The 531-nt window shown below is 40.1% G+C and carries 1 protein-coding gene; it reads left to right on the forward strand.

Annotated elements, in window-relative coordinates; translation table 11 throughout:
• Nucleotides 1-125 precede the first annotated feature (125 nt).
• Nucleotides 126-531, forward strand: a 406-nt coding sequence (locus tag R7P74_RS28990; RefSeq protein WP_318124159.1) for a fimbrial biogenesis chaperone, incomplete at its 3' end; no start/stop codon positions are given.

Raw genomic sequence — 531 nt, forward strand, 5'->3', positions numbered from 1 at the left:
ACCCAGATAATATTCAGTTTCCTATCTGGGCAAAGGCAATAATAAATGGGAATGAAATAGCCGGAATTTATATGGATACGCTTACGCTGACCTTGGAGTGGTAAGTGATGTTTCGGAGGGATGAAATGGAATTCATACTCAAAAAATCATTATTAATAGCGACCTTCCTTTTTGTTTTTATCTCCAATGCTAACGCCAATTCATTATTAATTTGGCCGATCTACCCCAAAATAACAGCGGAGACGAATGCGACATACCTTTGGATGGTGAATAAAGGCAACGTGGATTCTTACTTACAAGTGAGGATTTTTAAATGGGGACAAAATGAAGGTGAAGATAACTATTCTAATCAAAATCAACTGATTGCCACGCCACCATTTGTCAAAATTGAACCTGGTGAAAAACAGCTGATTCGCATCCTCAATCAAGATGAAGCCACAGCAGGTAAAGAGTACGCTTACCGAGTGATCATCGATGAACTGCCTCCAACTCACGACCCTCTAACCGATTCGATGGAAAATGAACTCGCTG

This window comes from Vibrio sp. 2033 (assembly GCF_033339735.1).